This is a genomic window from Halalkalicoccus tibetensis, assembly GCF_037996645.1.
Lineage (GTDB): Archaea > Halobacteriota > Halobacteria > Halobacteriales > Halalkalicoccaceae > Halalkalicoccus > Halalkalicoccus tibetensis.
The window spans coordinates 480413-506022 of the sequence record NZ_JBBMXV010000001.1 but is presented as its reverse complement, the minus strand read 5'-3'; the positions used below and the strand labels follow the sequence as shown (position 1 = coordinate 506022).

Below are 25610 nucleotides of genomic sequence, written 5' to 3'. Positions count from 1 at the left end.
CGTGTTGGGGCCGCGCGGACAAAATGGTTCGGAACTCAGTTCTCGTACTCCGAGAGCTCGACCTCCTCGTACTCCTCGGTCTCGCCCTCGACGACGAACTTCTTGGCGGCCGCGGCGACGACCAGCAGGAACAGCAGGCCGATGACGAGCGCGATGGGGCTGCCCGACTCCTCCTCGGGCTCCTCGACGTCGACGTCCGTCCCTTCGGTCTCCTCGAGCCCCTCCGCGTCCTCGAGCTCGTCCTCCGACGACTTCCGCGAGAACAGCCCGCCCGAGGACTCCTCGTCGCCCTCGTCCTGCGCTTCGGAGCCGAACAGGCCGAGCTTCGAGCCGGTTCCTTCGAGCTCCTCGACGGTCTCGGCGAGCTCGTCGCCGAAGCGGGGACTGGGGCTGAACTCGAAGTTCTCGACGTTGATCTCGAACAGCGTCTTCTTCTTCTCTCCCATGGCCCAATGTGGGCCGACCGAACACTTAGCCGTTGTGGACGGTCGCAACGTTGATGGGCGGCTGGCCGACAGACCGACCATGGACGACCGTCGCCGCGAGTTCCTCGAGGAGCTGCTCGCCACGCCCTCCCCGTCGGGGTTCGAGATCGAGGGCCAACGCGTCTGGACCGAGTACGTCGAGGGGTTCGCCGACGAGGTTCGAACGGACGCCTACGGCAACGCCGTCGCCGAGGTTGAGGGCGGCCCGACGGAGATCGCGATCGTCGGCCACGCCGACCAGATCGGCTACATCGTCCGCCGGATCGACGACGAGGGTTTTCTGCACCTCGGGCCGATCGGTGGGGTCGACAAGACGGTTTCACGGGGCCAGTACGTGGTCGTCCACGCCGACTCCGGCCCGCTCGCGGGCGTGATCGGCCAGACCGCGATCCACCTGCGCGAGGGCGACGACGAGCACGACGAGATCAACGAGCAGGCGGTCGACATCGGCGCGGCGGACGGCGAGGCCGCCCGGGAGCTCGTCTCGGTCGGCGACCCGATCACCGTCGAATCCCGGGTCCGCGAGCTACAGGGGACGCGACTGGCCGCGAGCGCGCTCGACAACCGCGTCGGTACCTGGACCGCCGCGGAGGTCCTGCGGGCGGTCGCCGACGCCGACGTCGAGCCGACCGTCTACGCCGTGAGCACGGTCCAGGAGGAGCTCGGCGTCCGGGGCGCGGAGATGGTCGGGTTCGACCTCGCGCCCGACGCCGCGATCGCCGTCGACGTGACCCACGCGGGCGACGGCGCGGGCGCGCCGAGCGACCGCGGCGGCGACATCGACCTCGGGGCGGGTCCCGTCATCGGGCGGGGCAGCGCGAACCACCCCACGCTCGTCGACGCTTTGCGGGACGCCGCGGACGAGGAGGGGATCGACGTCCAGCTCGAGGCCCGCGGGATTGCGACGGGCACCGACGCCGACGCCTTCTACACCGCCCGCGGCGGGACCCCCTCGCTCAACCTCGGGATCCCCAACCGGTACATGCACACGCCGGTCGAGACGATCGACACCGGGGACCTGACCGGCGCAGTCTCGCTGCTCTCGGCGTTTCTGGAGCGCGTCTCACCCGACGAGCGGTTCTCGGTCGAGGTGTAAATTCCGGTACCCTTAAGTGAGAATCGGGTGCGGATAGGGGTATGAGTGGACGACCGCTTGACGTACTCGAGGCCGCGATCGGCGACGACGTGACGGTGCGTCTGAAGGACGGCGAGGAGTTCGTCGGCACCCTGACGGGCTACGACCAGCACATGAACGTCGTCGTCGAGGACGACGACAACACAACCATTATACGCGGCGATAACGTCGTTTCGATAACTCCATGACTGGCGCAGGTACCCCGAGCCAGGGTAAAAAGAACGTCACCACCCACACCAAATGTCGGCGCTGTGGTGAGAAGGCGTATCACACGAAGAAGAAGGTCTGCTCCTCGTGTGGCTTCGGCAAGTCGAAGAAACGCCGGGGCTACGAGTGGCAGGGCAAGACCGGCGACAACTGATCTCCTTTTCTCCACGTCTCTCTCGATCCGATAGCGGCCGCTCCGTCCGCCGATATCCTATACACGAACGTGTATAACATCGGCAGCCGGGATCGTCGCTGATCCAGCTACGTGAGCTTTTTACTGCTGGGGACGCATTCGACTGATATGCATACGGGGCAGGCCGTCGACGGCCCGACGGAGAAATGTGGCGTCGTCGGCGTTTCCTTCCGCGAGCGCGAGGCCGCACGGCCGCTGTACTACTCGCTGTACGCGTTACAACACCGCGGCCAGGAGTCGGCGGGGATCGTCACCCACGACGGCTTCCAACAGCACAGCCACGTCGGCATGGGGCTGGTCGGCGACGCCTTCGCCGAGGAGGACCTCGACGGCCTCAACGGCCGGACGGGGATCGGCCACGTCCGGTATCCCACCGCGGGCAGCGTCGACTCCTCCTGTGCCCAGCCCTTCTCGGTCTCCTTCAAGAGCGGGTCGCTCGGGCTCTCCCACAACGGCAACCTCGTCAACGCCGATGAGATCCGTGACGAGCTCGCCGGGATGGGCCACGCGTTCACGAGCGACGGCGACACCGAGGTGATCGCCCACGACCTCGCGCGCAACCTGCTGAACGAGGACCTCGTTCGCGCCGTCAAACGCACGATGGGTCGGCTCCACGGCTCGTACTCGCTCGCGATCTCCCACGACGATACGGTGCTGGGACTCCGCGACCCCGAGGGTAATCGCCCGCTCTGTATCGGGAAACTGGAGGACGGGTATATGATCGCCTCCGAGTCGGCGGCGATCGACACCCTAGACGGGGAGCTCGTTCGGGACGTGCGTCCCGGCGAACTGGTCGTGCTCTCGCCCGACGGCTTCGACTCCTACCAGCTCGTCGAGCGCGAGAACACGGCCCACTGTTTCTTCGAGCACGTCTACTTCGCCCGGCCCGACAGCGTGATCGACGAGAACCTCGTCTACGAGGTGCGCCGCGATCTCGGGCGAAAGCTCTGGGAGGAGAACGGGATCGACACGGACGTCGTGATGCCGGTGCCCGACTCGGGGCGCGCGTTCGCCTCGGGCTACGCCGAGGCCTCCGAGGGCGTGGAGTTCGCCGAGGGCCTGATGAAGAACCGCTACGTCGGACGCACCTTCATCATGCCGACCCAGGACGAGCGCGAGCGCGCGGTGCGCCTGAAGCTCAACCCGATCAAATCGACCGTCGAGGGCAAGTCCGTGACCCTGATCGACGACAGCATCGTCCGGGGGACGACCTCCAATCAGCTGGTCTCCCTGCTCCGGGAGGCCGGCGCGAGCGAGGTCCACATGCGGATCGGCGCGCCGCCGATCACCGCGCCCTGCTACATGGGGATCAACATGGCCACCCGCGAGGAGCTGATCGCCGCCGGCGGGTCCGTCGAGGACGTCCGCGAGGAGATCGGCGCCGACAGCCTCGCCTACCTCTCGATCGACGCGATCGCCGCGGCCCTCGACGAGGGCCACGACGACCTCTGTCTGGGCTGTGTGACGGGCGAGTACCCCTACGAAATCGAGGGCGAGGAGACCGACCGCGACGTCGAGCGCCCGACCATCGAGGACCGGGGCCTGCCGGCCGACGACTGATCCCCGGTCAGTAGACGCCGTGAAGCAGGAGGTAGACGACGACTCCGAGGCCGAAGGAGACCATCCATAACGACGCGGCGACCCGGCCGACGGCCGCGTGACGCGTCCGCGGTAGCTCCCCGATCGAGTACGAGAACGCCAGCAGCAGGGCGTAGTACACGAGCGGGATACAGACGATCGCCAGCAGTATATGCACCCCCAAAAGGGGCAGGTAGACGAACCGATAGACCGTTTCGGGCCCGGGGAACGGTTCGGGACCGCCCAGGAGGATCAGCCGGTAGAGATAGAGAACGAGGAAGCCGGCGAACAGCACGGTCGAGGCGATCATCGCGAGGCGGTGTTTCTCGACCGCACCGGCCCGGATCCAGTACCAGCCGGCCGAGATCGACGCGATCGCCGCGAGGCTGATGGCGACGTTGAGGTGTGGGATCGCGGCCACGACCCACTCGGGGGCCGCGGGGACGAGGGCGTTCGGGATGTAGCCAAGGACGGCGCCGAAGACGAGCGCGAGCGAGACGGCGGTCAACACACCCGTCAGCGCGGGGACGTGTGCGCGAACCTGCTGTTGCATACCCGGAGATGGGCCCTGGGGCGTATAGCCGTTGTTACCCACGTCCGAAACACATAATCAATCCGTTATGAAAAGGTTAATAGGATTTAAGCACCGTATTAGAAAGAGTACACCGTACGGAGTACACACTGGCATGAGAAACCCACTATCCCGCCGCACCTTCTTGGGCACCGTTGGCGCGTCCTCCATCGCACTCGCTGGCTGTATGGACGACAACGGTAACGGGGACGAGAACGGCAACGGCGACGAGACCGAGAACGGCAACGGGGACGAGAACGGCAACGAAAACGGAGACGAGCCCGAAAACGGCAACGGGAGCGAGGCCGCGGAGGCCGCCACGACGGACATCGGCGAGTCGCTCGACGACTTCCAGGACGGCGGCAGCTGGTACGCCCTTCGGGACGAGCAGCTGACGCCGGACGACGGCGAGGCGGTCGTCGGCGACCAGTCGCTGCTGGTCGAGTCCGACGACAACGTCTCGACGATCGCGTGGGCGCCCGCCTCGCCGCTCGACCTCTCGGATCAGTACCTCTCGCTGGCGGTGAAGGTGACCTCGCCGGTCGGCGGGCAGATGGCGATGCACGTCCGGGCCCCCGGGGGTGACGACTACGTCACCGCCAGACGGCGGCTGCCGAACGGCGTCGACGAGTGGTTCCGGATCGACTTCGGCTACACCATCGGCTACGGCAGCCCTGACTTCGAGTCGGTCCAGGAGCTTCGCATCGAGATGGTCGCCCCGGAGGGCGACCCTATCGAATACCGGGTCGACGACCTCCGGACGACGCCCGCACAGGACGAGAGCAACGTGATCCTCGCGTTCTACGGCGGGCTCGAATCCCACTACGAGACGGTCTTCCCGCTGCTCGAGGAGCGCGGCTGGGTCGGCACGCTCGGGATCTCACAGGACCTGCTCAACCGACCGGGGCGCCTCGATATCGACCAGCTCCGGGAGATGCGCGACGCCGGATGGGAGATCTGTTCGTACCCCGTCCACGAGGGCGACCTGACCAGCCTCAACGAAGACGGGATGCGCCAGGTCGTCGAGAGCAACCGGGACTACCTCGCGAAACGCGGCTTCGAGGACGGTGCACGGCACTTCTTCACGCCGCGAAACCGGATGAACACCGACCTGCTGAACGTGCTCCGCGACACCCACGAGACCGCGTTCGTCTTCGGCGCCGGCTCCAGCGGCATCCCGCCGACGGGCCGCCACACCATCTCCGCGATCAGCGGCAGCGACTACGACAGCAGTCGCGCGCCGATTCTCCGGGCCGACCAGCACAACCAGGTGGTCGTCCCCTACTTCGAGGAGGTCGGCGGCGACGGGATGAGCGTCGACGACTTCGAGGCACAGCTCGACCGGATCGCCGACGAGGACGACGACACCGCCTACGGCGACGGTCTCGAACCGATCACGCCGTCCCAGCTGCTCGAGTACTACTGACGCCCGGACGCCGGCTCGCATCCGAACGGGTCCACGAACACCCACGGACATCGATTTCGACGACGGTAACTCCCCTCTTTCGACCGTCGGGCGGCGGGGACGAACCCCGTTCGCCCGATCAGGCCCAGTCGGGTCTGTCCGGCCGGTACTCCTCGTAGGCGCTGTCCTCGCGGAAGGTATCGGCCATCTCCGCGAAGTACTCCTCGTTCGAGAGCTCGGCCAGGAGCTCCAGCTGGTTGATGTGGGTGCTGTGGTAGTGTTCGTTACCCCGGTAGGCCTCCGCGAGATCGTACCAGCTCACCTCGCCCGGGACGCGGTACTCCTCGAGGTGGTCCTCGATCGTCGTGATCGCGGCACACAGCGGGTCGTAGCCGGCCTCGCGGTCGACGTGGAGCCAGTAGTCGTACAGCCCGTAGAGCCCGACGCCGAACCCGTTGAGTACGTGCTGGGGCGGCTCGACGGGGTACTCCTCGATCCAGAAGTACTCGGGATCGTCGCCGTCGTCGGGCATTTCCGTCGCCGGCGAGACGATCGTCGTCCAGACGTCGCTCGCGACCTGCTGGACGTTCGTGAAGCTCCGGAAGACGCCGTCGGCGGCCTCGCGGTGGTCGTCGTCGCCCGTCAGCTCGTAGAGGTGGGCGTACGCCGAGAGGATCGTCCCCTGGGCCATCCCGCCGTACCACGGCGCCTCCATGAACCGGTCCCCGCCCTGGCTCCCCCAGTCGTAGCCGTAGGGGACGTAGATCGCGTCGTCCTGCTCGATGGCGATGTCGAGCATCGCCTCGCCGATCGATTCGGCCTTCTCGAGGTAGCGCTCGTCGCCGCCGTCGCGATAGCAGTGGATCAGCCGCATCGCCGTTCGGGAGGTTCGAAGCGGGTGGTGGCCCTCGTCGTTCTCGACGTCGAACAGCGTCACGGTGTTCATCCGGAGGTCGGGGATCTCGTCGTCGACCGCGCTCGCATTGGGGTACTCACAGTACGGCGGGAGGACCCGGTCCTCGCCGTACTGGGGCCAGCGCTCGTGGGGTAGCTCGGCGAGGTCGTACTCGTTTCGGTGGACCGGAACCCCGCGTATCTCGGCGACGCCGTCCCGGTCGGCATCGTCGTCCTCGTTCTCGTTCCCGCTTTCTCCCTCGCCGTCGTCGGGGGCAGGTTCGTCGTCGTCGCGGTCCGACGGCGCCTCCTCGGCCCCGTCGTCGCCCGTACAGCCGGCGACGACGACGGCCGATGCCACGCCGGCGGTCCGGAGGAAACGACGACGGCGGACCCGTCTCGCGCACATGTAGCACACGATACATGTGAAACACTGTAAAACTGTTCCCGATGAGGGGGCCGATGTGCCGACCGATCGCGACCGAACGACGGACGAGCGGTAAACGAACTGGTCGACGGGGTACTCGGTAGGCGTGACGTCGGACGGGGCGGCGCGGTCGCTGTCCGGTGTCGGTCTCCGAAGGATTATGCGTGGGTGATGTCCACGAAGGGACCATGTCGGGCGAACCCGACTGGCCGACGGAAGCGAGCTCCCGTCGATATCACCTGCATCGTCTGTGGCGGGAAACCCGCCCGTGCGATGCGTGGGACCGGATTTGAACCGGCGGACCCCTACGGGACAGCGCCCTCAACGCTGCGCCGTTGGCCTAGCTTGGCTACCCACGCTCGCGTGCTCTTTGCACCCGACCCTATTCCACCTCCGATAAAAGGGCTTTCGCTTCGCCCGCCCCCTGTCCCGGAGTGACACCCCGAGCGGGGTATTCAAATGGCCGGGTTGCGTAGGGGCCTCATGGCGAAATACTCCACCGGCGGCTCCTCCGGCGGGGGCGAGAGCGACTCCTGTGAGCTCTGTGGCGCCTCCTCCGGGTCGCTCCAAACCGCGAGCATCGCCGGGGCCACCCTTCAGGTCTGTTCGGCCTGCGCGCCCCACGACGATGCGCCGAAGAAACGCGACGAGGGTGGCTCGGACGACCGCGAGCGAAAGCAGCGCGCGGCGCGCAAGATCGCCGAGATGCGCGACGCCCAAGGGGGCGATTCGAGCCACTGGGAACAGGAGGGGACCAGCTACGACGACGACCCCCTGCCCTATCTGGTCTCGGGTTACGACGACCGCCTCGAGGCGGCCAGACAGGACGCCGGACTCCAGATCAACGAGCTCGCCGAGACCCTCGGCGTGCCCGAAGAGCAGGTCATGGCCGTCGAGCAGGGCCGAGCCGCCCGCGCGGGCGTCGGCGGATCGTTGATCGCCGACCTCGAGTCCGAACTCGACGTCGAACTCGCCGAGTAGGTTTTTGACCCCTCGGCCGACAGCCCCTGCATGCACTCGCTTGCGGCACGCGAGCCGTACACGACCGAGTTCGAGGCGCGCGTCGAACAGTATGACGGCCAGGAGGCCGTCCTCGACGACACGTATTTTTATGCCGAGGGTGGCGGTCAGCCCGCCGACCGGGGCGAGATAGCCGGGGCCGAGGTCGTCGACGTACAGTCGCGCGACGGACGGGTCGTCCACACGCTCGCCGAGGACGCGGAGCTCGGCGCCGAGGTCGGTGCGACCGTCGACTGTTCGATCGACGCGGCGTTCAGGAGCTACTGCATGCGCACCCACACGGCCAGCCACGTCCTCTACGGGGCGGGCCGCCGGCTGCTCGACGATCTCGGATACGGCGGGTTCGACATCGACGAGCGCAAGGCCCGGATCGACTTCGAGACGACCACCGCGATCGACGACGGGGTGCTGATCGAGCTCGAGCGGCTCGCGAACCGCGCGGTCTGGGAGGGCCGATCCGTGGAGTGGGGGACCGTCCCGGCCGAGGAGGCCCGCGCCCGCGAGGGCGTCGCGTTCAACACGAGAACCGAGGAGGGCGTCTTCAGAAACGGCGAGGGCGTTCGGGTCGTGACGATCGGGGACACGGGCGATTCGCCCGGGGGTTTCGAGGACGAGGACGGCGCGAATCGGAATTCCACCGAGCCCACGGCGGGAGAGTGGGACGCCGCCGCCTGCGGCGGGACCCACGTCTCGAACACCCGCGAGATCGGCTTCGTCTCGGTTCTCGGCCGGTCGAACCCCGGCGAGGGGCTGACGCGGGTCGAGCTGGCGGTCGGCCCCGCGGCGATCGAACACCGCGCCGAGACCCGGCGGGCGGCGCTGTCGGCGGCCCGCGGGCTCGGGGTCGGCGTCCCGGACCTCCCCGAGGAGATCGAGCGCCAACGGGGGGAGATCGAGCAACTGGAGGACGAACGTGACGCGCTGCTCGATCGGCTGGCCGACGCGCAGCTCGAGGCGCTCCCCGACCCGGTCGAACGGGAGGGCGAGCGCTGGCTGGTCGCCCGCCTCTCGGGGGTCGACGGCGACACCCTCTCGGAGCGGGCGCGCGGGCTGGCCGGCGAGGATTGCGAGGTCGCCGCGCTCGTGAGCGACGAGCGGCCGGCGACGGTCGTCGTCGCCAGCGCAGGCGAGGCCGACGCCGGCGCGGTCGTCGACTCTCTCACTGACGCGCTCGGCGGCGGCGGTGGCGGCGGCCCCGAGTTCGCACAGGGCGGCGGGATCGACGCCGACCCCGACGAGGTTGTCGCCCGGCTCCGGGGGCACTGAACCTCATCTTTTTTCCTCCGCGAATCGAGGGGGTCGTATGGAACTCACCGCGGAACAGCGGGCGATCCGGGACGTGGTCCGGGAGTTCGCCGCCGAGGAGCTCGAGCCCCGGGCGGCCGAGGCCGACCGGACCGAGACGTTCCCCGAGGACGTGTGGGACGCGCTCGCGGAGCTCGATCTCACCGGGTTGACGGTTCCCGAGGAGTACGGCGGGTTCGGCTCGGATCGGACGACCTACAGCGTCGTCAACGAGGAGCTGGCCCGCGGGCATCTCTCGGTGGCGACCGCCCTCTCGGTGCACTGTCTCGCGACCTCCTGCATCGCGGAGTTCGGAAGCGACGGGATCAAGGAGCGCTGGCTCCCCGAGATGGTCTCCGGGCGGCCCGTCGGCGCGTTCGCGCTCTCGGAGCCCGAGGCGGGCTCGAACCCCGCGGAGATGTCGACGCGCGCGGAGCGCGACGGCGACGAGTACGTGATCGACGGGGAGAAACAGTGGATCACGAACGGCTCGCGGGCGGGCGTGGTGATCCTCTTCGCGAAGACCGGCGAGGACGAGATCACCCAGTTCCTCGTGCCCGCCGACAGCGAGGGGCTCGAAGTCGGGAGGAAGGAGGAGAAGCTCGGGCTGCGCGCGAGCGACACGACCGCCCTGTCGTTCGACGGCGTGCGGATTCCCGCGGGGAACCGCCTCACCGAGGAGGGTCGCGGGCTGAGCGCCGCCCTCTCGATCCTCACGGGCGGGCGGATCGGGATCGCGAGCCAGGCGGTGGGGTTGGCCCAGGCCGCGATGGACGACGCGCTCGCATATGCGGGGGAGCGCGAGCAGTTCGGCGGCCCCATCTCCGACATCCAGACGATCCAGCACAAGCTCGCCGACATGGAGACGCAGCTCCGGGCCGCCCGCCTGCTGACCCGGGAGGCCGCCCGGAAGGAGGACGCGGGCGAGGACCCGCGACTCGACGCGAGCATCGCGAAGTACTTCGCGAGCGAGGCGGCGATGGAGGTGACCAACGAGGCCGTCCAGATCCACGGCGGCTACGGCTACACGACCGACTTCGACGTCGAGCGCTACTACCGGGACGCGCGGATCACGACGATCTACGAGGGAACGAGCCAGATCCAGAAGAGCGTGATCGCCCGTGAGCTGTTGAAGTAGCGCGAGCGCGGCGATTCGATACGCTGTTGATCCGTCGCTCCGTACCCCCGACGATGTCAGACGGGCCACGTCGGATCGACGACGGCTGGGACGCGATCGTCTACGACCTCGACGGCACGCTCGTCGATCTGGCGGTCGACTGGGACGAGGTCGCGACCGCGGTCGTCGGGACGTTCGCCAAACGCGGGGTCGACACGAGCGGCAACCTCTGGGACCTGCTCGAGCGCGCCTCGAAGGTGGACCTCCGGGGCCAGGTCGAGGAGACCATCTCCGAGTACGAACGCGGCGGGGCCCACCGCTCGGAGCGCCTTCCCCTCGCCGATCAGGTCGTCGCGGAGGAGCGCCCGGTGGCGGTCTGCTCGCTCAACTGCGAGGAGGCGTGTCGGATCGCGCTCGCGAAACACGGTCTCGAGGAGCACGTCGACGCCGTCATCGGTCGGGACTCGGTCTCGAAGCCCAAACCCGACCCCGAGCCGCTCGAGGCGGCCGCCGAGGCCCTGGAGACGCCCCTCGATCGGACGGTGTTCGTCGGCGACACCGACCGGGACGCGATCACCGCCGAGCGCGCCGGGACGGGCTTTCTCTACGTCCGCGACCTGATCTGAGACGGCCCTTACACCCGCCTGCGCGCGTAGAGAAACGTCGTGAGGCCGATGGCGATCCAGACGACCGATCCCACCCGGACCGTGAACTCGAGGCGGGAGCCCCACGTGGGGAGGTCGACGCCGGTCGAGAGCAGCGCGACGACGGGCGCGCCGACGACGATGGTGAGCACGAACGTCACCTGCATCACCCAGCCGTAGTCGACGCCCTCGGGATCGTGGCTCTCGACGCGGGACGGCACGCGCTGAGGTGGGGGCGGCGCGGTCGTAAGCCTGTGGATTCGTCGCGTCCGAACCGCGGGCGTTTAGGTCGGGTGGCCACAACCCCTCCTCATGCCGACCGTCGCGGACATTCGCGCGGCCGAGGAGACGATCACGATGCTGACCGCCTACGACGCCCCGACCGCCGAGCTCGTCGAGCGGGCCGGGATCGACGCCATCCTCGTCGGCGACAGCATGGGCAACGCCGTCCTCGGCCACGACACGACGCTTCCCGTCACGACCGAGGAGGTCGCGAGCCGTACGGCCGCCGTTTCCCGCGCGACCGACGAGGCGCTCGTGGTCGCGGACATGCCGTTTCTCTCCGTCGGCGTGAGCGAAGCGGAGAGCATCGAGAACGCCGGCCGGATGGTCAAGGAGGCGGGCGCGGACGCAGTCAAGCTCGAGAGCGGCCCCCACACCGTTTCGTTGACCGAGCGGCTCGTCGAGCTGGGGATCCCCGTGATGGCCCATCTCGGGCTCACTCCACAGCGTGTGAACCAGCTGGGCGGCTACGGCCGCCAGGGGACCACCGAGGAGGCCGCCACCGAGATCGCGGAGCTCGCGGTCGCCCACGAGGAGGCCGGCGCGTTCTCGCTGGTGCTCGAACACGTCCCCGCGAACCTCGCGGGCGCGATCACCGACGAGCTTTCGACCCCGACGATCGGGATCGGCGCCGGGTCGGACTGCGACGGACAAGTACTGGTGATCACCGACGTTATCGGACTTGGCGACTGGTCGCCGCCGTTCTCTCGGCAGTTCGGCGACGTCCGCGGCGAGATCACGTCCGCCGTCGAAGCGTACAAGGAGGCCGTCGAGTCGGGCGAGTTCCCCGCCGAGGAGCACTCGGAGACGGTCGAGGAGGTCGAGGACGTCTACTGACCGAGGGCTTCCCGAAGGAGGACGATCCCGGCACCGATCGCCATCGCGCCGCCGATTACCGGGAAAGTGTACACTGCGGCGTGTATTCCTTCGTCTCCGACTGCGGAGAGAAGCGGCCCGGAAAGCAAGATCAGAAGACACCCAACGGCGGCCACCAATCCGGCCTGTCTGTGTTTTTTCATACGCAGTCTACGGGGTAGGCGAGGCCATCCGGTGTCGGAGAGGTGATGCTAGGATACGCTATACGGGTTCCGGTTTGGGTGATTTCGCAGCTACCCACGATATGATCGTCCAAGAGATCAGCGACCTCACGGCCACCGGAGAGAACAGTAGATATACCGACGGTTCCCACAGCCGTCGAACTCGGTTCGGGCACCAACATGAGGACACCACCTGCAATCACCGTGATCCCTTGGAGGAACCTACACGCTGGTTCACCCAGTAATTTCAGTAGTTTTATTCTATTGAATTTTTCATGAAACAGACCACTCAGGATAGATAATAAGCTTCCTCATTTATTATCATTCCAGTACTCACTAGCCGCTCGTGGTACAATCGTAGTACTACGATGGGAGATTAGATCGGACTGACGGACTCGATCGTCTACCGATCCAAAAACCTCGAAACAGCGTCGTTGAACGCCTCCGGCCGTTCGAGCATCGCCAGATGTGCGGCGTCGTCGATCGTCGCGAGCTCGCAGTCGGGGATCTCCTCGGCCAGATACTCGTGGTACTGCGGGGGCGTGAGCCGGTCGTATTCGCCGTAGACGGCGAGCGCCGGGGCGTCGATCCGGTCGAGCTCCCCGCGCACGTCGAAGGCGTGACAGCTCTTGAAGTCGCGTTCGACCACCGCGCGCCCACACGATTCCATGCTCTCCCTGGAGAGGGCCACGAGCTCGTCGTCGGCGTCGTAGAAGAGGTGCTCGGGTTCGTGGAGGAACTCGACGGCGCGCTCGAACTCCTCGGCGAGCCACGCCAGTAGGTCTTCGAGGACGGCGAGTCGTGCGCCGGTACCGGCCAGCACGAGCGCCTCGGGTTCGAACTCGCGGTAGAGGGCGATGTGGAGGGCGACGGCTCCGCCCAGCGAGTTGCCGACGAGCACCCTCGAACCGGTCTCCTCGGCGACCGCGAGCACGTCGTCGGCGTACGCTGAGAGGGTGCTGAAGCCCGCGTCGGCGTCGATGTCGTCGCTGTCGCCGTGGCCCGAGAGGTCGAGCGCGACGACGGGGCGTTCGTCGGCCATGCGGGCCTGGGCCTTCCAGACGCCCCGCGACCCGCCGCTGCCGTGGACGCAGAGCGTCGGCGCACCGTCGCCGCCCCGGTCGTGGTACTCGTAGGCGGTGTCCCGACCGTGGTGTGAGACCGTTCGCATACCCACGGTTCGGTCGCTCATCTGATAAAGCTCATCACCCTGAACCGCAATACGACCGACTAGCCCGAGACCGGCCGTCGTAGTGCTACCGTTGCCGATATGCTTATATACTCTTGTAACTAACGTAGAGTTAGTATCATCATGTCCCCACAACACATCGCGGACGGACGCGACGTCTTCGCCCGGCGCTACGAGTACGACGACGAGGCCGTGATCGCGCTCGACCTCGGCGTCGAGGCGAGCGACGCCAGCGTCGACGTCGTCGACGGCACGGCGATCGTCGTCGTCGAGACTCCGGAGGGCGAGCGCCAGGAGGAGTTCGACCTCCCGAACGAGCAAGCACGAGCGTTTATCAGAAACGGCGTCCTCACCATCGAGGTGAACGCATGAGCGCGAAACTCACCGTCAAGCCGCTGAAGCAGAAGGACGCGGGCCGCGGGCTCGCGGCGGTCGACCGTGGCTCGATGGAGGAGCTCGGCCTCGAGAACGGCGATTACATCCTCATCGAGGGTGGCGACGGCGACCGCGCCGTCGCGCGAGTCTGGCCGGGCTACCCCGAGGACGACGGCCAGGGCGTGATCCGCATCGACGGCCGCCTGCGCCAGGAGGCCAACGTCGGGATCGACGACCGCGCGACCGTCGAGAAGGCCGAGGTCGAACCCGCCACCGAGATCACCATCGCCACCCCCCAGAACCTCCGGATCCAGGGCAACATCGGCCCGCTGGTCCGCGACCGTCTGAGTGGCCAGGCGATCACGCAGGGCCAGACCGTCCGCGTGGGCTTCGGAATCGGCCCGATGTCCGGCGGCGGCCGCGAGATCCCGCTGAAGATCGCGGACACCTCGCCGTCGGGCACGGTCGTCGTCACCGACGCCACCGACATCACCATCAGCGAGAAGCCCGCAGAACAGATCCACGAGGGGGCCGGCGCGGGCGGCCAGGCCGGCGGCGAGGGCGCGCCGAACATCACCTACGAGGACATCGGCGGGCTCGACCGCGAGCTCGAACAGGTTCGAGAGATGATCGAGCTGCCGATGCGCCACCCCGAGCTGTTCCAACAGCTCGGCATCGAGCCACCGAAGGGCGTCCTGCTGCACGGCCCGCCGGGCACCGGCAAGACCCTGATGGCGAAGGCCGTCGCCAACGAGATCGACGCCAGCTTCCACACCATCTCCGGCCCGGAGATCATGTCGAAGTACTACGGCGAGAGCGAGGAGCAGCTCCGCGAGATGTTCGAGGAGGCCGAGGAGCAGGCCCCCGCGATCGTCTTCATCGACGAGATCGACTCGATCGCGCCGAAGCGTGGCGAGACCAGCGGCGACGTCGAGCGCCGCGTCGTCGCCCAGCTCCTCTCCTTGATGGACGGTCTCGAGGAGCGCGGCGAGGTCATCGTCATCGGCGCGACCAACCGCGTCGACGCGATCGACCCCGCACTGCGCCGCGGCGGCCGGTTCGACCGCGAGATCGAGATCGGCGTCCCCGACAAGGAGGGACGGCGCGAGATTCTCCAGGTCCACACCCGCGGGATGCCGCTCGCCGACGGGATCGACCTCGAGCAGTACGCCGAGAACACCCACGGGTTCGTCGGCGCGGACATCGCCACGCTGGCGCGCGAGGCCGCGATGAACGCCCTGCGACGCATCCGCCCCGAGCTCGACCTCGAGAGCGAGGAGGTCGACGCCGACGTGCTCGAACGGCTGCGCGTGACCGCCGAGGACTTCAAGAGCGCCCGCAAGGGGATCGAGCCCTCGGCGCTCCGGGAGGTCTTCGTCGAGGTGCCCGACACCAGCTGGGAGCAGGTCGGCGGCCTCGCCGACACCAAGGAACGCCTCCGCGAGACGATCCAGTGGCCCCTCGACTACCCCGAGGTGTTCGAGTCGATGGACCTCGACGCCGCGAAGGGCGTCCTGCTCTACGGCCCGCCGGGCACGGGCAAGACCCTGCTCGCGAAGGCCGTCGCCAACGAGGCCGAGTCGAACTTCATCTCGATCAAGGGCCCCGAGCTGCTCAACAAGTTCGTCGGCGAGAGCGAGAAGGGCGTTCGCGAGGTCTTCAGCAAGGCCCGCGAGAACGCCCCGACCGTGATCTTCTTCGACGAGATCGACTCGGTCGCGGGCGAGCGCGGCCGCCAGTCGGGCGATTCGGGGGTGGGCGAGCGGATGGTCTCCCAGCTCCTCACGGAGCTCGACGGCCTCGAGGAGCTCGAGGACGTCGTCGTGATCGCGACGACCAACCGGCCCGACCTGATCGACTCGGCGCTGCTGCGCCCCGGCCGGCTCGACCGACACGTCCACGTGCCCGTGCCCGACGTCGAGGCACGGCGGGCGATCTTCGAGGTCCACACCCGCGAGAAGCCCCTCGCGGACGACGTCGATCTCGACGAGCTCGCCGAGGAGACCGACGGCTACGTCGGCGCCGACATCGAGGCGGTCTGCCGCGAGGCGTCGATGGCCGCGACCCGGGAGTTCATCCACAGCGTCGGCCCCGACGAGGCCGCCGACAGCGTCGGCAACGTCCGGGTGAGCCGCGAGCACTTCGAGCAGGCCCTCGAGGAGGTAAACCCGAGCGTCACCGCCGAGACCCGCGAGCGCTACGAGGAGATCGAACAGCGCTTCGATCAGGGCGGGGCGGAGCTCGAGGAGGACAACGTCAGCCGGACGTTCCAGTAGACCACTCGGATACTTTTCAACTAACCGTCGCCGCCCGAAACAGGGTCGTCGAGTAGCGATACATCACGAGACTTGCTCCGAGAACGACGGCCGCGACAGTACAGACGAGACCGACTCTCGCTGCGAACGTTGGTGTCGATCGGGAGAGTGAACCGAGCACGGTCGGCGCGTAGACGGCGACGAGACCGACGGCGCCGGCAGTACTGACTGCCCCCGCGTGGCCGACTATCGCCCCGAAGCTCGGCGTGATCACCTCACTTTTCGTCGTGGCGATCGGCTCGAACCGAGGGAGTGTAACTCCGACCACAGGAGCGACGGCTGCACTGAACGCACAGAGCGAAACAACGAGGATCGCGAGAAGCGTCGTCGTCCCCGGCTCGAACCGGCCGACGATACCCCCAAGGACGACGCCCGAGAGCGCGAACACTGTCCAGGGGAGTCCGGCGAGAACCCGCGCGCGGACGAACCGCTCGCCGCCGGGCGTCGAGAGCACGGCAGGGAGGGCTTTTCGCTCGTCACCGAGCGGGTTCAACCCGAAGGCCGCACCGGCAAAGAGGACCCCGAGCGCCGGGAGGACGACCGCGGCCAACGAGGGGATCCGGGAAGGATCGGAGATACTGTCGAATACGAGCCAGAACAACGGGAACGAGTAGTACAGCAGATGCGTAAAGCGCGACGGGGCGCGCAGTCCTCTGAGCCAATACCACCAAGCCAACCAGCCGGCCGACCCACGAGCGAGTCGGGCGGGCGGCGTGCGCGCGCTGGTACGTCCGACGGCGCTTCCTTCCGACCCACCGAATCAGAGTGCTCGCGCGAGTCGGTGATCGAGGACGAACAGCAGCGGGATCGAACCGAAAACGATCACGACCGCCACCGCCGTATCGGACCCGAACGACGCTTCCAACGGCGTTCCCAGTGCGAACAAGTCGACGTAGGCGGCGATAGGAACGACGGCGAGTATGGAAGCGAAATCGAGTGAGAGGCCAAGCGTTTCGCCCCCGCCGACTACCAAAATCGGTGCCAAGCCGACAAGTGCGCCGATAACCAGCCCTGCCACCGTCCGAAGCCACCCGAATCCGCTGATCCGGCTGCTGAAGATCTTCGCAGCGATGCCGGTGACGTGACCGAGCAGGACAACGAACACTAGACGAAAAGGATCCGAACAGGTAGCTGATTCCACCGAGAAGCAGCGTCCAGCCGGCGAAGAGACATAATCCGAGCCCGACCCCGACCAGCGTCCAGCGATCGACTGCCGAGCGCCAGCCCCGCCGGAGCTCGGTTCGGGCGATCCGAATGGCATGACGAAACTCCTGCCGGAGAGCCATGCTCCGCTATCGATAGGCGGGACTAATCAATTACACGATCAGTATGGGGGAAACAATCCTTACTCCAGACGTTCCGCGGCCTCGCGCTCGACGAGCGCGCCGGCATTTGCCTCGGGCAGCGTCACCACGTCGTCGGTCGCCAGATCGTACTCGCGATCGTCGACGCCGACGATCTCGCCGACGTCACGGGTGATCCTGAGGGTCGCCCGCCCGACCCCGTCGGACTCGCCGGGCTCCGGCTCCGCCGATGTCTCCTCGTCCGAACCGTCGTCCGCTGACGGTTCGGAGGCCGTGCCCGCGGTCGTCCCGGCGTCGTCGGTCACCGCACCCGCGTTCGCGGGCATCGCCTCCTCCGTCTCCGAGCCGTCGCCCATGAGGTCGGCGGCGCTCACCGACGTCTCCCCGTCGGGTTCGGGGACGTTCTCGGGGCCCGGTGCCGGCTCGTGTCCGGGGTCGGGCTCCGGCTCCACCGGGTCCGCCGACTCCGGCTCCGACTCGGGTTCCGGGCCCGCGGGCACGTCCGCCGTCTCCCCCGCCTCCGTCGGGGCCTCCCCGTCGGTCTCGGCGTCGACCTCGCCGGCGAGCACGTCGAGCACGTGCGCGCGGTTCTCCTTGATCCGGGCGACGAGGTCCGAGAAGAGGTCGCGTTCCTCGCTCGTCAGGCCCTCCTCGTCGGCGGGCATGTCCGCAGCCGCGAAGCTCGCGAGCTTGACGAGCTTGCCGACCCGGCGCTCGTAGATCGACTCGACGACCTGCTCGGTCGAGTCGATCTCGCCCGTCAGGCGCTGGACCTCGGGATCGTCGAAGGGGTCGTCGGTCGCCGCGGCGCGGTCCTTCCTGTCCTCTTTCAGCGACTCGATGTGCTCGGCGACGTCGGTGTAGAACGAGTCGGGGAGGTGCTGGAGGCTGTCCTTCTCGCGCTCGGTGTCCTTGACGGTCTGGAGCTCGTCGAGGTCCACCTATCGGCTCACCCCCTCGACGGAGGGACCGCCGGACGCGGCGGGTCGTGCGGGACCGTCGACGACTCCCGAGAAACGCCCGCGACCGTCCGCGTCCGACAGTCGGTGCATACCCCGGACTGACTTCCCCGATCCTCTTAAGCGTTTACTCGCGGCCCTTCTCGGCCCAGCCCCGCGCCATCAGGAAGATCCCCGCGTACTCGGGTAGGGTGTGGCTTCCGGGGTCGAGCGAGCGCGAGAGCCCGCCGAGCTCCACGCGCCGGGACTCGGGGAGCTCGACCGTGATCTCGTGGTTCCGGAACGTCTCGGGGACGGCATCGATCAGCGGCTCGAACGCCTCGAGCTCCTCGCGGTCCAGTCGCTGTACCGCGAGCCCGCTGCCGCCGTGCAGGCTCCCCGGGAGGCGGATCAGCCGGTTGGTGTCGGTCGTCACCGGCTCGTCTATCGGCGCGTTGTCGCGCTCGACGCTCTCGCTCGCGATCCGTTTGGCGAGGCTGAAGAAGGCCGGATGGACGTCGACGTTGCCGGCCTCGATCCCGTCGCGGTTCTCGCGCATCGCCCGCAGCGCGGCCGTCGCCTTCCCCTCGCCGATCCCGTCGAACTCCCGGAGCCGATCGATCGCCGCCTCGTCGTTCATGTCGACGACCTCCTCGACGAGCGCGACGACGTGGGCGTGGGCGCGCTTCGACCAGCCGCCGCGGACGTCGAGGGTGCGCTTCTCGGCGGGCGTGCGTCGCCCGAGCCCGGCGACCGTCTCGCGGACGATCAGCTCCTCGAAATCCAGCCCGATCCCGCGGACGTAGTCGACGATCTCGCGGCGCGCGTCGCGTTCGAGCTCCTGGACGGCCGGATCGCGGACGTGGACGTGATAGCCCCGTCCGCCCGAGAAGACGACCGTCAGCTCCTCGAAGCCGAAGTCCCCGTCGAGAAAGGAGAGCAGCTTCACTAGCGCGTCCTTGCAGCTCGCGAGCATCTCCTCGTAGGTGTCCTCGCCCGGGGTAACGCCGGGCAGGTGGTCGGCGTCGAGGTCGAAGATCAGGTCCGAGCCGCGCCACCCCTTCTCGCCCATCGAGCCGGCGCCCGGATCGTCGTAGCGGCCCGCCGAGAAGTAGACGTGCCGCGGGCGTTCGCGCGCGAGGAAGTCGCCGAGCTCGCCCAGGTCGAACAGCGAGCGGTGGCGGATCATCGTGGTACCGCCGGCGCGCCAGGGGATGTACCCCCACTCGCGCTCGTTCGCGCTCGGCGGGGGCGTCACCGACGTCCGGCGGTAGTGATCGCGAAACCGCCCCCGCAGGTAATCGCGCGTTCGCTCCTCCATACCCGAGTGGGTCTCGGCCGCGTCGATATAGGGCTAGCGATCAGCGATGGAGATACGAGGAGAGCCGGTCGGTGAGCCCCTCGTTTTCGCCGCGCTTGAGGTAGAAGGAGTCCCCGCCGTCCTCGTAGTAGTCGTTGATCCGGCGGACGATCTCGAAGCCGAGATGCTCGTAGAAGGCCAGCGCTTCCTCGTTGGTCGTCCGGGCGTGACAGGTCACCGAGTCGTGTTCGTCGGCGATCAGCTCGATCAGCCGTTCGCCGAACCCCTGGCCGCGGTACTCGGGGTCGACCGCGAGAAAGAGCAGGTAACCGTCGCGGCGCGTCGCCGCGAAGCCGATCAGCCGGCCGTCGATGAACAGCAGGTGGGCCTCCGAGCGCCGGTAGGCGTCGGTGAAGAAGCCGCGGCGCTGTTTGAGGACCCCCTCCCTGGTCCGGATCTCCTCCTTGAGCCGCCACGCGGTATCCACGTGGCTGTCGTCGCCGGGCCCGACGACCTGCAGATCGACGTTGACACTCACTACCAGTAGTAGTACGAGCCCCATTATAAGTTCACTGCCCGTAACGACGCCTTTAGGCGCCGCACTACCCCACACACGGTATGGACGCCCGATACGAGCTCCGCGATCACACCGCCGACGTCGCGGTCGCGGCCTTCGGCCCCGCGCTCGATTCGGTCTTCGGCGCGCTCGGGGACGGGCTCTCGGCCGCCCAGTGCGACGAGATCCCCGCCGACGGCGAGCGGTTCTCGTTTTCACTGGCTGCCGAGGGCCGCGAGGCACTGTTGTTCGACTACCTCGATCAGCTCATCTATGAACGCGACGTCCGCGCGGTGTTGCCCGCGGACAACGAGGTGAGCGTCAACCCCGGCGAGGAGTGGCGCCTCGAGGCCAGCGCGCGGGGCGTTCCCCTCGCCGAGGTCGAGGCCCGCGAGGTGAAAGCCGTGACCTACTCCGAGATGCGTATCGAGGAGGGCGAGGACGGCTGGGAGGCGTACGTCGTGCTCGACGTCTGAGGATCCGTCAGTGGAGCCGGTTCATCACCGGCGTCGCCGCGACGCCGTGGAGCACGACGGAGACGAGGACGATGGTCCCGACGACCGCCCACAGCAGGTCGGCGTCGGCGAAGGCCGCCTCGTTCAACCCGTGAGCGAGGTAGTAGAAGGATCCGATCCCGCGGATCCCGAAGAAGGCGATCGCGCCCCGCTCACGCCAGGGCAGATCGAAGCCGGCGAGCCCGACCACCCCCGCGAGCGGGCGGACGAGGAAGACGATCGCGAGCGCCGCGAGCAGTCCCTCGAGGGTGAGCGGGCCGAGCAACCCGCCGACGATCGCCCCGCCGAAGAAGACCATGAGAAGCGCCATCAGCGTCTGTTCCGCGAGCTCCGCCGTCCGGTGGAGCGACTCGTTGTACTCGTGATCGCGCTCGTAGTGGCGGATCGTGAGCGCGGCGACGAACACCGCGACGAAGCCGTAGCCCCCGACGACCTCGGTCAGCCCGTAGACCAGGAGCGTCCCCGCGATCGCCTCCAGGCCCTGAACCGACTGGGCGATCCGCGTCTCGGGGGCCGACGCGAAGATGAGCCGCGCGAGGACGGCCCCGAAGACGATTCCCAAGAGGGTCCCGAGGCCGATCCGGTAGCCCACGTCGACCAGCAGCCACTCGCCGAGCCAGTTGCCCGGCGCGAGCCCCACGAGCGCGATCGCGATTGCGAGGTTGGTGAAGGGGAAGGCGAGCCCGTCGTTGAGCCCGGCCTCCGAGGTGAGCGCGAAGCGGGTCTCGGAGGGTTCGTCGTCCGTCCCGCCCTCGCCGGGCTCCTCGACCTGCACCTCGCTCGCCAGTACGGGATCGGTCGGCGCGATCGCAGCACCCAGCAGGATCGCGGTCGGGACGAGGAAGCCGACGAGCCACCACCCGAGCAGCGCGGCCCCGGCGATCGACAGCGGCATCGTGATCGCGAGCAGTCGCCAGGTCGATGCCCACGCGCGCAGCCCGGGCGGGCGATCCAGCTTCAGCCCGACGCCCATCAGCGCGACGATCACGACCAGCTCGGCGAAGTGCTCGGTGAGCACGCCCTGTTCGAGCGGGTCGGGCGCGGGGACGATCGGCAGCCAGAAGACCAGCGCGCCGAACGCGACGAAGAAGACCGGCAGCGAGACCGGCCGATCGGCGATCAGCAGGGGGAGGACGGCGACGCCGAGCAAGGTGAGGCCGATCACGATCAGCCCGACGTCGTACAGTTCGATCGCCATACTGCCCGGTCGCTCGGGTGGGCCAAAACGGTTGAGCCTGCACGCCGCTGCCGGCCGCGGAGTCATGTCGCCGGCCGCCGTACCCGACCCATGGACGAACGCCCCGTCCCGCGCCGGGCACTGCTCGCGCGCGGAGCTGGCGCGCTTGCGGCCGTCTGTGGGCTGTCGGGCTGCGTCGAGGAGGTCGGCGAGCAGTTCCCGCCCAACCGACGCTGGCCGACCAGCGAGTACGCACCCGACCTCCCGGTCGGCGGGCGTTCCGCCGTCGTCGAGGAGGGGATCGAGGCCTTCGCGAGCGAGACGATCGAGGACGAATCCGGCTTCGAAGGGGCCCTCGAGTCCCACGGCGTCGCCGTCGAGTCCGTCGAGCGCAAGCTGAGCGCGCTCACCATCGAGTACGAGACCACCGACCTCGGGGAGGGTGGGAAGCTCCACGACGTCGGCCCGATCGCGGGGGCCTACGCCGCACTGGTTCGCTCGGGCTACGACGCGGCGTTCCTCGAGGTGACGATCCTCGATACGGAGTCCTCGTCGTTCGGGGCCGCCGAGGTCGACACCGAGTGGGCCCGGAAGTACGTGGCCGGCGAGTACACCGTCGGCGAGTACGGCGAGCTCGTCGCCGGCACCGTCGAGTCCCAGCGCCACCCGCCCGACGTGGGCGCGACGCCAGAGGAGTGAGGTCCCAGATGCGTAACGGACCATCGCCGTTCGGGCGGCGGTACGAAGTGCTTATCGGGAACTGGGATCAAGTGCTCCGATCATGAACGGTTGGTGGCGACGGATCTCGCTCGCGCTGACGGTCGTGTTCGCCATCGTCGTCACCTACGCGTCGATATATCGCTGGGGGATGGCGACGTTCGAGGGGGAGTCGGTCCCGTTCGTTCAGGCGACCCAGAAGGTCGTCGAGTCGCTCACGACGGCCGGGTTCGGCGGGCACGCGCCGTGGTCCTCCCTCGAGATGAACCTCATCGTCCTCGGAATGAACCTGACGGGCGTGCTGCTGGTCTTCCTGGCGCTTCCCGTCTTCGCCATCCCGATGTTCCGCCAGGCGGTCCAGTCGACACCCCCGACGTCGAGCGACCTGACCGACCACGTGATCATCTGCTCGTACACGTCGCAGGACGAGGTCCTGCGAGCGGAGCTCGACGCGATCGGCGTCCCGTATCTCCTCGTCGACCGGGATCCCGACGTCGTCACCGATCTCGTCGACGACGGGGCCGAGGCGATCCACGGCGACCCCGAGCGGATCGACACGCTTCGGGCGGCAAACGCCGGCGAGGCCCGCGCGCTCGTGGCGGACGTCGACGACGAGACGAACCCGACGGTGATCCTCTCGGCCAAGCGGGCCAACCCCGACCTCCGGGTCGTCAGCGTCGCCCGAGACCACGAGGTGGCGCCGTACCACGAGTACGCGGGCGCCGACGAGGTGGTCCAGTCGCGCCAGCAGCTCGGGACGAGCCTCGCGATGCGGGCGATGACGTCGTTCTCGGAGAAGCTCCGCGGGACGATCGGCATGGAGTCGAACGTCGAGGTGACCGAACTGCTCGTCGAGGAGGACAGCGATCTCGTCGGACGGACCCTCGAGGAGACCGACGTCTTCGATCGGAAGGGCGCAAGCGTCATCGGCGCGTGGCTCGGCGGGAAGTTCGTCGTCGCGCCCGGCCCGACGACGACGATCGAGGAGAACATCATCCTCCTCGTCACGGACCGATACGACGACTTTCAGGAACTGCAGGCCCGTCCGATCCCGACCCACCGGGGCCACCCCTCGCGGGTGGTCGTCTGTGGCTACGGCACCGTCGGGTGGGTCGTCGCCGAGGAGCTCAGGAAGGAGGGGGTCGACGTCGACGTGATCGATCTCGAGGAGGGAAGCGGCGCCGACATCGTCGGGGACGTCACCGACCCGGAGACGCTCTCGGAGGCCGACCTCGAGAACGCGCGGACCGTGGTACTGGCGCTCGACGAGGACGTCCCGACGATTTACGCGACGCTCGTCCTCAAACAGCTCGCCCCCGACGTCGAGATCGTTGCACGCGCCGACGAGGCGGAGAACGTCTGGAAGCTCTACAACGCCGGCGCGGACTTCGTGCTCTCGCTGCCGACGGTGGCCGGCGAGATCCTCGCCTCCGATCTGATCGACGAGACGGAGATCCTGACGGCCAGGACGGAGTTTGAGTTCACACGGACCGACGCCCCCGCCCTCGCGGGTCGAAGCCTCGGGGACGTCGACGTCCGGGCCGAGACGGGCTGTACGGTGGTCGCCGTCGAACGCGACGACGAGCTGCTGACGGACCTCGGCGCCGAGTTCGTCGTCAGGGAGGACGACGAACTCGTGGTCGCGGGTACGGAGGCGGCGATCGAGCGGTTCGAGGGGCTGACTCACGAACGCTCCCGATGAGGCGATCGGCCACCGACGAGGTCGGCCGACGGGGTTTGAGGCCCGAACGCCGTTCGCCCGTATCGACGCGTCGTCGGGGACGGAGCGCCGACGGTCAGTGCCGCAGCACCGAGTATGCGATGCTCGCGAGCCCGAGGCCGACGAGCAGCGACTCGATCGTGTACAGCATCAGCAGCTGGCCGGTGGTGAGCCAGTGTCCGCCGCCGATCCCCGGCGCGTAGACGGCCTCGACGAGGCTACTGATCGTGATCAGCGCGAACCCGAGCGTCGTGTATCGGAGGTTCCGCTGACCGAGACGTCGTTGTGCCTTGTAGCTGAGCATCGTGAGCGTCCCCCCGACCAGAAGGACGAGCAGGTTGCTCGCGAGGAACAGCGCCAGTTCAGACACGACTACTCCTCCGTGATGTCCGAGAGGTCCACCGATTCGTCGCCCGCTTCACCGCCCCGTCGACCTTCCCCGAGGTCACGAAACAGGTCGCCGAACTTGTCGACCGCGTCCTTTCTGATCTCGAGGTTGACGTTGAACCCGCCGTCCTCGACCCTGATATTGATCTCCTCGAGGTCGGTCGTGTACTGCATGTACTGCTTTCCGCTGGAGTCGACGAACTGCTCCTCCGAGAGCAGCCCGTAGTCGAGGAGGACGTTGACGCGTCGATAGATGGTCGGAAGCGATGCATCACAGACCTGTTCGAGTTCCCGCGCGGACAGCGGTCTGACGCTTGCGGCAGCCAGGATACGACGGCTGTCCTGGCTCGCCAACACCTCGAAGATACCGTCCGGGTCCCATTGACTCGTCACGGCTCACTCCCCGAACCATCTCACGGCCGTCCTCCGTCGTCTACGCGTATCGCGATCCCGTGGGCACTCATCACCTCCCGGTTCGGCTCTGACTCACTTCATTCTACTGTGACCGGGGCCGGCTCGCAGCCCCGTTCGTATCGGATTCGCTCGTTATGAGTGACCCTATCACGATGGCGGTGTTCTCCGTTCCCGAAACTGCTTGGGGGCACACCCGGTACATCCCCACCCGTAACGGCCCCTATAGAACGGTGTTCTCGATCCCCTAAACCGGAGATATCCCGTAGTGATTGTCCGAGGAGCGTGTTTACCGCGATGGCCGATGGTAGCGCCTTTGTCCTCTGAAACCGTCTGAAACATTTAGACGGCGCTTAGCCCTAAAGAGGGGTCATGGCACTTAGGTGGTCCGAGCTTCCCGGGACGGATCCCGCGGAAGCCGGTCGAC

At 67.9% G+C, this 25610-nt stretch carries 28 protein-coding genes and 1 tRNA gene; 15 read left to right on the top strand and 14 right to left on the bottom strand.

Translation table 11 applies throughout. From position 1 onward, the window contains the following. Window positions 1-35: 35 nt before the first annotated feature. Window positions 36-446, bottom strand: coding sequence for a hypothetical protein (locus tag WOA58_RS02835; protein WP_340602646.1), 411 nt, complete (start codon window positions 444-446; stop codon window positions 36-38). Between the two features lie 79 nt (window positions 447-525). Here WOA58_RS02835 and WOA58_RS02830 point away from each other — a divergent pair, with 79 nt between their 5' ends. The 4 genes from WOA58_RS02830 (at window position 526) to purF (ending at window position 3580) form a co-directional block, all read left to right on the top strand. Next, a complete protein-coding gene (locus tag WOA58_RS02830) occupies window positions 526-1581 on the top strand; it encodes a M20/M25/M40 family metallo-hydrolase (RefSeq protein WP_340602645.1) in 1056 nt (351 codons plus the stop codon). 41 nt (window positions 1582-1622) lie between these two features. Further along, complete coding sequence (locus tag WOA58_RS02825) at window positions 1623-1808, top strand: LSM domain-containing protein (RefSeq protein ID WP_340602644.1); 186 nt, start codon at window positions 1623-1625, stop codon at window positions 1806-1808. Next, window positions 1805-1981: a 50S ribosomal protein L37e gene (locus WOA58_RS02820; protein ID WP_340602643.1), complete on the top strand. Its 177-nt coding sequence runs from the start codon at window positions 1805-1807 to the stop codon at window positions 1979-1981. Before WOA58_RS02825 ends, WOA58_RS02820 begins: the two co-directional genes overlap by 4 nt. 147 nt (window positions 1982-2128) lie before the next feature. Further along, window positions 2129-3580 (top strand): amidophosphoribosyltransferase, encoded by a 1452-nt coding sequence (purF, locus tag WOA58_RS02815; protein WP_340602642.1) that lies wholly within the window; start codon window positions 2129-2131, stop codon window positions 3578-3580. A 7-nt stretch (window positions 3581-3587) separates the two neighbouring features. Here purF and WOA58_RS02810 read toward each other — a convergent pair whose 3' ends face one another. Then, window positions 3588-4151, bottom strand: coding sequence for a DUF420 domain-containing protein (locus tag WOA58_RS02810; RefSeq protein WP_340602641.1), 564 nt, complete (start codon window positions 4149-4151; stop codon window positions 3588-3590). A 205-nt stretch (window positions 4152-4356) separates the two neighbouring features. On the opposite strand from WOA58_RS02810, the gene WOA58_RS02805 reads away from it, so the two are divergent. Then, window positions 4357-5595, top strand: a complete 1239-nt coding sequence (locus WOA58_RS02805; RefSeq protein WP_340602640.1) for a polysaccharide deacetylase family protein — start codon at window positions 4357-4359, stop codon at window positions 5593-5595. A 118-nt stretch (window positions 5596-5713) separates the two neighbouring features. Here WOA58_RS02805 and WOA58_RS02800 read toward each other — a convergent pair whose 3' ends face one another. Both WOA58_RS02800 and WOA58_RS02795 read right to left on the bottom strand, forming a co-directional pair. Then, the gene (locus WOA58_RS02800) at window positions 5714-6877 is read right to left on the bottom strand and encodes a D-glucuronyl C5-epimerase family protein (RefSeq protein WP_340602639.1); all 1164 of its coding nucleotides are present in this window, start codon (window positions 6875-6877) and stop codon (window positions 5714-5716) included. A 292-nt stretch (window positions 6878-7169) separates the two neighbouring features. Next, window positions 7170-7254, bottom strand: a tRNA-Leu gene (locus WOA58_RS02795). Window positions 7255-7378: 124 nt separating this feature from the next. Here WOA58_RS02795 and WOA58_RS02790 point away from each other — a divergent pair. From WOA58_RS02790 to WOA58_RS02775, 4 genes are read left to right on the top strand one after another with little or no spacing between them, the layout of a single operon-like run. Then, a complete protein-coding gene (locus WOA58_RS02790) occupies window positions 7379-7876 on the top strand; it encodes a helix-turn-helix domain-containing protein (RefSeq protein ID WP_340602638.1) in 498 nt (165 codons plus the stop codon). Window positions 7877-7906: 30 nt separating this feature from the next. Next, window positions 7907-9181: an alanyl-tRNA editing protein gene (locus WOA58_RS02785; RefSeq protein WP_340602637.1), complete on the top strand. Its 1275-nt coding sequence runs from the start codon at window positions 7907-7909 to the stop codon at window positions 9179-9181. Window positions 9182-9218: 37 nt separating this feature from the next. Further along, entirely contained in the window at window positions 9219-10337 is a 1119-nt protein-coding gene (locus WOA58_RS02780) for an acyl-CoA dehydrogenase family protein (protein WP_340602636.1), read from the top strand. A 53-nt stretch (window positions 10338-10390) separates the two neighbouring features. Next, entirely contained in the window at window positions 10391-10942 is a 552-nt protein-coding gene (locus WOA58_RS02775) for an HAD family hydrolase (RefSeq protein WP_340602635.1), read from the top strand. Window positions 10943-10950: 8 nt separating this feature from the next. Here the strand turns inward: WOA58_RS02775 and WOA58_RS02770 are convergent, their stop codons facing one another. Next, on the bottom strand, window positions 10951-11181 hold the full coding sequence (locus tag WOA58_RS02770) for a DUF5822 domain-containing protein (protein WP_340602634.1): 231 nt from the start codon (window positions 11179-11181) through the stop codon (window positions 10951-10953). A gap of 91 nt (window positions 11182-11272) precedes the next feature. Here WOA58_RS02770 and panB point away from each other — a divergent pair, with 91 nt between their 5' ends. Further along, window positions 11273-12079: a 3-methyl-2-oxobutanoate hydroxymethyltransferase gene (gene panB, locus WOA58_RS02765; RefSeq protein ID WP_340602633.1), complete on the top strand. Its 807-nt coding sequence runs from the start codon at window positions 11273-11275 to the stop codon at window positions 12077-12079. A 603-nt stretch (window positions 12080-12682) separates the two neighbouring features. Here panB and WOA58_RS02760 read toward each other — a convergent pair. After that, on the bottom strand, window positions 12683-13450 hold the full coding sequence (locus WOA58_RS02760; protein ID WP_340602632.1) for an alpha/beta fold hydrolase: 768 nt from the start codon (window positions 13448-13450) through the stop codon (window positions 12683-12685). Window positions 13451-13591: 141 nt separating this feature from the next. Here WOA58_RS02760 and WOA58_RS02755 point away from each other — a divergent pair, with 141 nt between their 5' ends. Continuing rightward, the gene (locus tag WOA58_RS02755; RefSeq protein ID WP_340602631.1) at window positions 13592-13840 is read left to right on the top strand and encodes an Hsp20/alpha crystallin family protein; all 249 of its coding nucleotides are present in this window, start codon (window positions 13592-13594) and stop codon (window positions 13838-13840) included. Then, window positions 13837-16119 (top strand): CDC48 family AAA ATPase, encoded by a 2283-nt coding sequence (locus tag WOA58_RS02750; RefSeq protein ID WP_340602630.1) that lies wholly within the window; start codon window positions 13837-13839, stop codon window positions 16117-16119. Before WOA58_RS02755 ends, WOA58_RS02750 begins: the two co-directional genes overlap by 4 nt. Window positions 16120-16135: 16 nt before the next feature. Here WOA58_RS02750 and WOA58_RS02745 read toward each other — a convergent pair whose 3' ends face one another. The 5 genes from WOA58_RS02745 to WOA58_RS02725 form a co-directional block, all read right to left on the bottom strand. Then, window positions 16136-16759, bottom strand: coding sequence for a hypothetical protein (locus WOA58_RS02745; protein WP_340602629.1), 624 nt, complete (start codon window positions 16757-16759; stop codon window positions 16136-16138). Between the two features lie 159 nt (window positions 16760-16918). After that, window positions 16919-17419, bottom strand: coding sequence for a hypothetical protein (locus WOA58_RS02740; protein ID WP_340602628.1), 501 nt, complete (start codon window positions 17417-17419; stop codon window positions 16919-16921). Window positions 17420-17503: 84 nt separating this feature from the next. Beyond that, the gene (locus tag WOA58_RS02735) at window positions 17504-18403 is read right to left on the bottom strand and encodes a DNA replication complex subunit Gins51 (protein WP_340602627.1); all 900 of its coding nucleotides are present in this window, start codon (window positions 18401-18403) and stop codon (window positions 17504-17506) included. Between the two features lie 145 nt (window positions 18404-18548). Beyond that, entirely contained in the window at window positions 18549-19721 is a 1173-nt protein-coding gene (gene priS / locus WOA58_RS02730; protein ID WP_340602626.1) for a DNA primase small subunit PriS, read from the bottom strand. A 40-nt stretch (window positions 19722-19761) separates the two neighbouring features. Next, window positions 19762-20238 (bottom strand): GNAT family N-acetyltransferase, encoded by a 477-nt coding sequence (locus tag WOA58_RS02725; protein ID WP_340602625.1) that lies wholly within the window; start codon window positions 20236-20238, stop codon window positions 19762-19764. A gap of 80 nt (window positions 20239-20318) precedes the next feature. Here WOA58_RS02725 and WOA58_RS02720 point away from each other — a divergent pair, with 80 nt between their 5' ends. Continuing rightward, window positions 20319-20732, top strand: coding sequence for an archease (locus tag WOA58_RS02720; RefSeq protein WP_340602624.1), 414 nt, complete (start codon window positions 20319-20321; stop codon window positions 20730-20732). A gap of 7 nt (window positions 20733-20739) precedes the next feature. Here the strand turns inward: WOA58_RS02720 and WOA58_RS02715 are convergent, their stop codons facing one another. Beyond that, window positions 20740-21969, bottom strand: coding sequence for a cation:proton antiporter (locus WOA58_RS02715; protein ID WP_340602623.1), 1230 nt, complete (start codon window positions 21967-21969; stop codon window positions 20740-20742). Window positions 21970-22059: 90 nt separating this feature from the next. Between WOA58_RS02715 and WOA58_RS02710 the strand changes: the two genes are divergently transcribed. Then, window positions 22060-22647: a hypothetical protein gene (locus WOA58_RS02710; protein ID WP_340602622.1), complete on the top strand. Its 588-nt coding sequence runs from the start codon at window positions 22060-22062 to the stop codon at window positions 22645-22647. 82 nt (window positions 22648-22729) lie between these two features. Further along, window positions 22730-24367: a potassium channel family protein gene (locus WOA58_RS02705; RefSeq protein WP_340602621.1), complete on the top strand. Its 1638-nt coding sequence runs from the start codon at window positions 22730-22732 to the stop codon at window positions 24365-24367. A 94-nt stretch (window positions 24368-24461) separates the two neighbouring features. Here the strand turns inward: WOA58_RS02705 and WOA58_RS02700 are convergent, their stop codons facing one another. Then, entirely contained in the window at window positions 24462-24755 is a 294-nt protein-coding gene (locus tag WOA58_RS02700) for a DUF7521 family protein (protein ID WP_340602620.1), read from the bottom strand. Window positions 24756-24757: 2 nt separating this feature from the next. Further along, window positions 24758-25165: a helix-turn-helix domain-containing protein gene (locus WOA58_RS02695; protein WP_340602619.1), complete on the bottom strand. Its 408-nt coding sequence runs from the start codon at window positions 25163-25165 to the stop codon at window positions 24758-24760. Window positions 25166-25610 lie beyond the last annotated feature (445 nt).